This is a genomic window from Paenalicyclobacillus macrosporangiidus (assembly GCF_900116805.1).
Taxonomy (GTDB): domain Bacteria; phylum Bacillota; class Bacilli; order Alicyclobacillales; family Alicyclobacillaceae; genus Alicyclobacillus_H; species Alicyclobacillus_H macrosporangiidus.
Map to the genome: position 1 here is coordinate 46,709 of NZ_FPBV01000022.1, position 8,526 is coordinate 55,234.

Sequence of the window (8,526 nt, forward strand, 5' to 3'; positions counted from 1 at the left end):
CCGCACGTTCATGGACGGTGCCGGGTCGGCCCAGAGGACGGCTGCCTGCGTGATCGGCGCAACCGTTGCCAGGACTTGACGCCGAGGACAGCCATCATCCCAAAGCCGGTGACCAGCAGCAGGATGGACACGACCGCTGCCGACACGGTCGGCAGGAGTCCGACGAGAAACCCCATCAACACCGCCGTCCATGAAATGAACATGGATCGGCCAAACGCGATGCGGTGCATCGCCCGCCATTGCATCCACACACACCAGAGCAGGAACGCGATGAACAGCAGCTTCACCGCGTCCCACAGCCACGAGACCCACGGGGTGCCGGCCATTGGTCATTCCTTCACTCCGCCGGGCGGATGACGTCCACGCCCAGGTACGGGACCAGGGCGTCGGGAATGCGGACACTGCCGTCCTCCTGCTGCCCGTTCTCCAAGATGGCGGCCACGGTGCGCCCGATGGCGAGCCCGGATCCGTTCAATGTGTGGACGAATTCCGGTTTGGACGTCTCATCCCGACGGAAGCGCAGGTTCGCGCGGCGTGCTTGATAATCCTCGAAGTTGGAGCAGGAACTGATCTCCCGGTAGACGCCCTGGGCCGGCATCCAGACTTCGAGATCGTACTTCTTTGTCTCCTTCGCGCCCAGGTCCCCGGTGCAGATCTCAATCACCCGGTACGGCAGGTTCAACGCCTCCAGCACGGACGCGGCGTCTTCCACGAGCCGTTCCAGTTCGTCATAGGAGGTCTCCGGCAGCACCAGTTTCACCAGCTCGACCTTCTGGAACTGGTGCAGGCGAATCAGGCCCCGCGTGTCCTTCCCGGCCGATCCCGCCTCCGACCGGAAGCATGCGCTGTAACCCGCGTACTTCACCGGCAGCTGGGACGCGTCGAGGATCTCGTCGCGGTGGTAGTTGGTCAGCGGCACCTCCGCCGTCGGGATGAGATAATACGGCAGTCCCTCCAACTTGAACATCTCATCGCCGAACTTCGGCAAATTGCCGGTTCCGATGAGGCTGGTCTCATTGGCGATGAATGCGGGAAACATCTCGGTGTATCCGTTGCGGCTGGTCTGGAAATCGAGCATGAAGTTGGCCAGTGCCCGTTCCAGCTTGGCCCCAAGCCCTTTGTAGACGACGAAGCGCGATCCGGTGATCTTCGCCGCCCGTTCGAAGTCGGCGATGTCCAGCCGCTCGGCGATCTCCCAGTGCGGCCTCGGCTCAAACGGGAACGCCGGCTTGTCCCCCCAGTAGCGGACCGGCACGTTGTCCTGCTCGTCCTTCCCGTCCGGCACGGAGGCATGCGGGATGTTCGGGATGGTCAACAGGAGTTCCTTCACCTCGTCGTCCAGCCGGCGGACCTCGTCGTCCAGCATCTTGATCCGGTCGGACACCTCTCGCATCTGCGCGATGTCCGCGCTCGCGTCCTCGCCGTTTCGCTTTTTCTTCGCGATGGCCTCCGAGGCCTTGTTGCGCACGCTCTTCAGCCGCTCCACCTCGGCCAGCGCGTTGCGCCACGCCTCGTCGACGCGCAAGAGTTGATCAATCAAGGTCGGATCGGCGTGTTTTCTTTCCAAACCCTGGCGAAACTCATCCGGATGACTGCGGATCGCGCGCAGATCCAGCATGTCCAACACTCCTTCCGGTGGCACCCCGTCACACCGACGAGGAGCAAGTCCGTGCACACATATGGATCGAGCATAGCAGATGGTGAACAGCTCCCGCAAGGCAGAGGGCGATGCGCGATGCGCCCCGCCTCCGACGAAAAGGGTGCCCTCAGCGGGCACCCCGTCATGGTTGGATGGGTTTGTTACGCTCGATCTCGATGCTCAACGCTTGCCCGCGACGATGTCGAGGAAGTACGCGTGCAGGCGATCATCGGCGGTCAACTCAGGATGGAATGAAGTGGCGATAAACTTTCCTTCACGCACGGCCACGATGCGTCCCTCGTACGTCGCCAGCGTCTTCACGCCCTCGCCGACCGACTCGATGTGCGGCGCCCGGATGAACACCGCCCGGAACGGTTTCTCCCCGATCTCCGGGATGTCGAGATCGGTCTCGAAGCTCTCCCGCTGGCGGCCGAACGAGTTCCGGTTCACGGTCACGTCCATCAGCGCCAGGTGAGGCTCTGGCTCTCCTTGAATGCGCGCCGCCATCACAATCATCCCGGCGCACGTGCCGAACACCGGCATCCCGTCCTGCGCCATCTGCCGAATGGGCACCATCAGCTCGTATTCCCGGAGTAACTTGCCGATGGTGGTGCTCTCCCCACCCGGGATCACGAGGCCTTCAATGCCCTCCAGATGGTGCGGCAGCTTCACCAGCACCGGTTCGGCGCCGAGATCACCCAACATCCGCGCATGTTCGTGAAACGCCCCCTGCAGGGCGAGGACTCCGATCTTCATTCCTCACCAACCCCGAACAGCCATGCGCTCCTCGTCGCGCAGGGTGTTCAGGTCGATGCCTTTCATCGGCGTGCCCAAGCCCTTCGACAGGTGCGCAATCAGCTCGTAGTCTTGGTAGTGGGTCGTGGCCTGGACAATGGCACGCGCGAACTTCTCCGGATTCTCCGACTTGAAGATGCCGGAGCCGACGAACACGCCGTCCGATCCCAGTTCCATCATCAGCGCCGCGTCAGCCGGCGTCGCGATCCCGCCCGCCGCGAAGTTGACGACCGGAAGCCGGCCGAGCTTGTGCACCTCGAGCACCAGCTCGTACGGCGCGCCGAGGTTCTTGGCCTCGGCCACCAACTCATCCTCGGACATGTTCTGGATCTTGCGGATCTGCGCCTGCATCAAGCGCTGGTGCTTGACGGCCTCGACGATGTTGCCCGTGCCCGGCTCGCCCTTCGTGCGGATCATGCTCGCCCCTTCCGCGATGCGCCGCAGGGCCTCGCCGAGGTCTCGGGCGCCGCACACGAACGGCACGGTGAAAGCCTTCTTGTTGATATGGAACTTGTCGTCTGCCGGCGTCAGGACCTCGCTCTCGTCGATGTAGTCGACGCCGAGCGCCTCCAGCACGCGCGCTTCGACGATGTGGCCGATGCGGCATTTGGCCATCACCGGAATGGAGACGGCCTTCATGACCTCCTCGATGATGGTCGGATCGGCCATGCGGGCCACGCCGCCCGCGGCGCGGATATCGGACGGCACACGTTCCAGGGCCATCACGGCCACCGCTCCGGCCGCCTCCGCAATCTTCGCCTGTTCAGCCGAGACCACGTCCATGATGACGCCGCCCTTTTGCATCTGCGCCATACCGCGCTTGACGACGTCGGTTCCTGTCAATGCCATGGTCCTCTCTCCCTCCGGCTCTCGCCTGTATCTTATTCTTTCCTGAGTTTGCGCAGGAAGCGGCGCATTTCAAAAAAGGCGCCGACGATGAACAACAGGGCCAATATGCTGCAGACGGTCAGACTGCCGATTTGCAACCACAGCGCCGAGCCCACGCCATCGCCACCTTCCAAGACGGTTCCGACAACTACATTAGTACATTACAGGCGATGTAGCAATCCGCCAAACCACCGGCCGATACCGCGCAGCAGGCGCACGAACCAGTTGGCCTTCGGATCTTCTCCGGCCGCGACCGCATCCGTCTGGGCGATCACCCTGCCATTCACCACATACTCCAGCATCCCGACCTTCTGCCCTTGATGAACGGGTGCCGTCACCGGCTGGGAGACGAATTTCACCTGTCCCTTGACGCCGGACGGGAGATCGACAATCAGGTCATCCGCGGCGACCACAGGGAGTTGGGTCGTCTTCCCGTCAGGCACCGGCACGGTGTAAGACAGGGTCTGGCCGTGGGTCACCGCCTTGGTCTCGGTGAATTGTTGGAAGCCGTAATCGAACAGCTTCTGCGTGTCCACGAACCGCTGGTGGATGTCGTTCTTCGTGTCGCCCATCACCACCGAGATGAGCCGGACGCCGTTCCGCTGGGCGGTGCCCACGAAACAGTAGCCCGCGTCATCGGTGAAACCGGTTTTGAGACCGTCAACCCCGGGATATTTGCCGATCATCTCGTCGGTGTTCGGCCAGGTGTTCGACTGCTTGCGGACCTCGCTCTTCACCGTGACGTTCGGCTTCGAGGTGAACTCCAACACTTCCGGATAGTGCTCGATGAGATACCGGGACAGCTTCGCCAAATCCATCGCGGTCGTGTAGTGGTTGTCCTGGGGCAGCCCGTCCGGATTCATGTAGTGTGTGCCCGTCAGGCCCAACCGCTGCGCTTCCTGGTTCATCATGGCGACAAAATTGTCCTTGTCGCCGCCAATCTTGTCCGCGACGGCCACGGTGGCATCGTTGGCCGAGAGCACGGCGATGAAGTCCATCATGTCGCGCAGCGTGAAGTGTTCTCGAGGATCCAGATAGGCGTTCGACACGTCGGAGGTGGTGGCCACCTGATAGGCGTCCGGCGTGACCGGAACCTCGTCCTCCCACGTGATTTTGTGATTGGCGACCGCCTCCATGACCAGCAGCATGGTCATGATCTTCGTGGTCGACGCGGGCGCGCGCCGTTCGTCCGCGTTCTTCTCGTACAATATCTGGCCATTGTCCGCATCCATCAGGACGACGGACTGGGCTTTGACGACCGGCGGTGCGGGCGCGTGGATGGCTTGGAGCGCGTTCTGGTTGATGACCTCCGCGCGGACCGCCTGCACAGGCACCAATCCGGCCAAACCCGCGGCTGCGCAGGCGATTACAAAAAACTTTTGTGCGTCTTTCCTCACCGCCGCTACACTCCTTGTCCAGCTTCAGGGGATCACTGGCAGATCTACTCGAAGATTTGCTTGGTAACCCGGGATCCGGGCGCAAGTGTGCAAATCCGGCATCAGTATAACATACGCGGAAGAACCGTCAGATTGGCGAAAAAAGGGTGTTCGGGAAGCCGCACACCGACATCCTGGTGTGCGGCCCCCGAGAGGGAGGAGAATTAAATGCTGTAGTTGGGCGCTTCCTTGGTAATGTGCACGTCGTGCGGGTGGCTCTCCCGCAGACCCGCTGCGGTGATGCGGATGAATTGTCCGTTTTCCTGCAGGTCGGCAATGGTGGGCGTCCCGCAATAGCCCATCCCGGCCCGCAGACCACCGACCAGCTGGTAGAGGATTTCCGCCAGCGGCCCGCGGTACGGGACACGCCCCTCGATGCCTTCCGGCACCAGCTTCTTCGCGTCGTCCTGAAAGTACCGCTCGCCGCCGCCCGCCTTCATGGCGCCGATGGACCCCATGCCGCGGTACACCTTGAAGCTCCGGCCTTGGTAGATCTCCATCTCACCGGGACTTTCGTCGGTTCCTGCCAAGAGGCTCCCGATCATCACCGTGCTGGCCCCCGCCGCGATGGCCTTCACGATGTCTCCGGAATACTTGATCCCCCCGTCCGCGATGATGGGGATCCCTCGTCGGCGTGCCACCGTCGCGCAGTCGTACACCGCGGTGATCTGAGGCACCCCGATGCCCGCGACGACACGGGTCGTGCAGATGGAGCCCGGTCCAATCCCGACCTTGACCGCGTTGACGCCGGCAGCGATGAGCTCCTCCGTCGCCTCGGCCGTCGCCACATTGCCCGCTATCAACTGGATGTCCGGGTGGCGCCGCCGGATCTCTTTCACGGACTCAATCACGCCGACGGAATGCCCATGGGCCGTATCCACCACGATCACGTCGGCGCCGGCACGAACGAGGGCATCGACGCGATCGAACATGTCCTTTGAAGTGGACACCGCGGCCCCGACGAGCAGCCGTCCCTTGGCGTCCTTGGCGGCGTTCGGGAACTGGCGGACCTTCTCGATGTCCTTGATGGTAATGAGTCCCTTGAGCACTCCGTTGGCATCAACCAGGGGCAGCTTCTCGATCTTGTGCCGCTGCAGGATCTCCTTCGCATCCTCCAGTGTCGTCCCGACCGGTGCGGTGACGAGGGCACCCTGGGTCATCACCTCGCGAATGGGCCGATCATAATTGCGCTCAAATCGGAGGTCGCGATTGGTGATGATGCCGACCAGTTTTCGCGTGCCCTCCTCCACGATGGGCACGCCGGAGATCCGATACTTCGCCATCAGGGCCTCGGCGTCGCGGATGGGATGATCCGGGGTGAGAAAGATGGGATCGGTGATGACCCCGCTCTCGGAGCGCTTCACCTTGTCCACTTCATCCGCCTGCCGTTCAATCGGCATGTTCTTGTGGATGATCCCGATGCCCCCCTCACGGGCCATGGCAATGGCGAGCGCCGCTTCGGTAACGGTGTCCATCGCGGCGCTTACAATAGGAATATTCAGTTGGATGTCCGTGGTGAGGCGGGTCCGAACATCCACGTCGCGGGGCAGAACTTCCGATCTCGCCGGAATGAGCAACACGTCATCGAACGTAAGGCCTTCCTTGGCAAATTTGGTACTCCAACGATCCGCCAATGCACGTTCCCCTCCTGTACGTCTCTGCCTGTGCGTCTCTTGTACGGGCGGGCGGATTTCCTTATCCATAACCGTATAACGCGGGCTTGGCCCGCGGATATTACGCGTAGTATAACAACCGCCCTGGCGAGTGTCAACGAAAGCTCGCCCACACAGTCCTCGAGCACGCGTCCGCATACGCGTTGAGGAGTACACGGTTTCGGAGGGCATCGTGATTGAACCGTTTCAATGGACCAGCGAACCTCTGCTGCGCCGCTTCATAGCCCGGTTGCATCCCGATGCCACCCCTTCACAGGTGTATGAAATGGCATCAAAATCGGGGGCGTCCGCCAGTTTGGGAGTCACTTTTCTCAACGTGGCCCTCCGGACAGACTTGTGCGTCATGCCGTTGCTGGCATATTACGGGTGGCTCCACTGGGTCAAGGCGGTCCTGTATGCACTGGACCCCGGCTATCCACCGTCCTCGGCCGTTTTGCAGCACGGCCTTTCGGTACGACGGCAAAAACGCCCTGTGTACCGGTGGCTCGACGAATCCGTGCACGTCTACAAAGAGGGAGCGTTGCAGAGCCTCTGCGCCCTCATCGCGCCGGGATACCCCCTCCCCGGACGTTGGACCGTCGGCGAGTTGTTGGGCCAACTCCCGGGTTTGGGTTCCGTACTCTCCGTTCTCGCACCGGACCGGCTGCGCGTCTATCCGCTGCGTTTCCAACGCCCAAGTGCACCGCCACAGTCGAATTCGTGGTCTGTGGGTGCGGGTTCTGTCCCGTTTTCGGATTCGATGTCCGTATCGGGTGCCACGCCATGGCCTCCGCCGTGCCCCGCGAACGCTTCGGTTACGGACGGCTCGTGTTGGCCTCCGTTGGAGTTTGCGGCTTCACCCGTGTCCGCATGGGTTCCGAGGGTGATCGCGTCACACAGGGGAGCCACGTTGGAAGAGTGGCGAGCGTCCTGCGCCCAACGGCTGAGCCGGGTGAACCCGCCGTCGCCGGTCAACTCTCTTTCGAACGCAGTGCCGCAGGTGCGGACAGAACCGCAAAGTACATCGCAGGATACCGCGCCAGGCGAACCCGGCACGTACACGGTCCCGGAGCACCCCGTTTGCCAGGAGGTTTTCCAAGCGGACGGCGCAGAGCCGGATGGTTGGATGGTGATCCCCAACCCTTGCCCGTCCCATCCTTGGCTTCGTGAGTTCCGGGGAAACTGGTACCTGATGGACGGTGACGGTGACCCGGAGTGGTGCATCCACTACGCGATCCTGTACTCGCTCGCCGCTCTGTGCCGTTACAACGCCAGAGAGTGGTTAGACATCGTGCAGTGGCAGAATGAACAGGATGCGACCATCACCCGCGCCTACTTCTCTTGCTATCCGCCGCATCGCACCGTGTCGGCGTTGCTGCAGGCGGCCTGCGAGATGAGTGAGGCGGCGATGTCCAAGAGGCCTGGTCCTTAGGGAGAGGCCGGTGTCCGAGAAGGCGGTATTGGATGGGGGGGTTGAGGCGACGAATAGTTCGGGGCCGATGCGGCGTCCCGACCGAGGTGACTTTGCCGACGGCAGGTGCCCGGCCGGTACTGGCCCGTGCCGGACCCGTGCCAGGCTCGTGTCGGCCGCTAAAAACACTTTCCGCCTTATCTCGCTCGGGTGCCGGCACCATAGTGTACATTTCCGTCTTAACTCACACCCCGCAGATGCCATAAGGCAGTTTCGTTAATCGCTCCATGTCCACCCCGTCTCGGCTGCCCATCCGCTCGCTTACATGCCATTCCGTCACGAACTCCGCCCCAGGCCCCCACGATAAATGCAATGCCGCCGCTATCCATTCCAGCCCCCGGGGTCATCAGTGCAATTCTGGTGTTACGCCTCGGCGGACGGGCGGTCTTTGCAACCCATTCGCCCCCATTGACCACCCATTCACCACCCATTTCCGACTGCGCGGCACAGGTCAACCTACTGACAAGCCATCCTCCTACGGCACACGCAGCTCCACTCCACACAACAGCAGAAGGCCCGGTCTGCACCTTACCGTGCATTCCGGGCCTTCTCTCTCTCGCCTGGCGGCGTCCTGCTTTCCCAGGGGCTCCCGCCCCTAGTATCATCGGCGCTGGAGGGCTTAACGGTCGTGTTCGGGATGGGTAC

General features: G+C 62.4%; 8 protein-coding genes, 1 rRNA gene and 1 pseudogene. 2 read left to right on the top strand and 8 right to left on the bottom strand.

Annotation, left to right across the window (positions count from 1 at the left end; all coding sequences use genetic code 11):
* Positions 1–8 precede the first annotated feature (8 nt).
* The 7 genes from BM357_RS15425 to guaB form a co-directional block, all read right to left on the bottom strand.
* Complete coding sequence (locus tag BM357_RS15425) at positions 9–326, bottom strand: hypothetical protein (RefSeq protein WP_074955466.1); 318 nt, start codon at positions 324–326, stop codon at positions 9–11.
* An 11-nt stretch (positions 327–337) separates the two neighbouring features.
* Positions 338–1,618, bottom strand: coding sequence for a serine--tRNA ligase (gene serS, locus BM357_RS15430; RefSeq protein ID WP_074955469.1), 1,281 nt, complete (start codon positions 1,616–1,618; stop codon positions 338–340).
* A 201-nt stretch (positions 1,619–1,819) separates the two neighbouring features.
* Positions 1,820–2,395 carry a pyridoxal 5'-phosphate synthase glutaminase subunit PdxT gene (gene pdxT, locus BM357_RS15435; protein WP_074955472.1) on the bottom strand — a complete coding sequence of 192 codons (576 nt, stop codon included), beginning with the start codon at positions 2,393–2,395 and terminating at the stop codon, positions 1,820–1,822.
* 3 nt (positions 2,396–2,398) lie between these two features.
* Positions 2,399–3,283: a pyridoxal 5'-phosphate synthase lyase subunit PdxS gene (pdxS, locus tag BM357_RS15440; protein ID WP_029422155.1), complete on the bottom strand. Its 885-nt coding sequence runs from the start codon at positions 3,281–3,283 to the stop codon at positions 2,399–2,401.
* Between the two features lie 32 nt (positions 3,284–3,315).
* Positions 3,316–3,438 (bottom strand): hypothetical protein, encoded by a 123-nt coding sequence (locus tag BM357_RS20515; protein ID WP_269320496.1) that lies wholly within the window; start codon positions 3,436–3,438, stop codon positions 3,316–3,318.
* A 45-nt stretch (positions 3,439–3,483) separates the two neighbouring features.
* Complete coding sequence (locus BM357_RS15445; RefSeq protein ID WP_074955475.1) at positions 3,484–4,719, bottom strand: D-alanyl-D-alanine carboxypeptidase family protein; 1,236 nt, start codon at positions 4,717–4,719, stop codon at positions 3,484–3,486.
* A 203-nt stretch (positions 4,720–4,922) separates the two neighbouring features.
* Positions 4,923–6,392: an IMP dehydrogenase gene (gene guaB / locus BM357_RS15450; protein ID WP_074955478.1), complete on the bottom strand. Its 1,470-nt coding sequence runs from the start codon at positions 6,390–6,392 to the stop codon at positions 4,923–4,925.
* Positions 6,393–6,696: 304 nt separating this feature from the next.
* Between guaB and BM357_RS20765 the strand changes: the two are divergent.
* Together BM357_RS20765 and BM357_RS20345 are read left to right on the top strand one after the other, a co-directional pair.
* Positions 6,697–7,056, top strand: a pseudogene (locus tag BM357_RS20765) (YaaC family protein); the annotation flags it as partial.
* Positions 7,057–7,320: 264 nt separating this feature from the next.
* Positions 7,321–7,842, top strand: a complete 522-nt coding sequence (locus BM357_RS20345; RefSeq protein WP_245784041.1) for a YaaC family protein — start codon at positions 7,321–7,323, stop codon at positions 7,840–7,842.
* A 597-nt stretch (positions 7,843–8,439) separates the two neighbouring features.
* Here BM357_RS20345 and rrf read toward each other — a convergent pair.
* Positions 8,440–8,526, bottom strand: a 5S ribosomal RNA gene (rrf, locus tag BM357_RS15460); the annotation flags it as partial.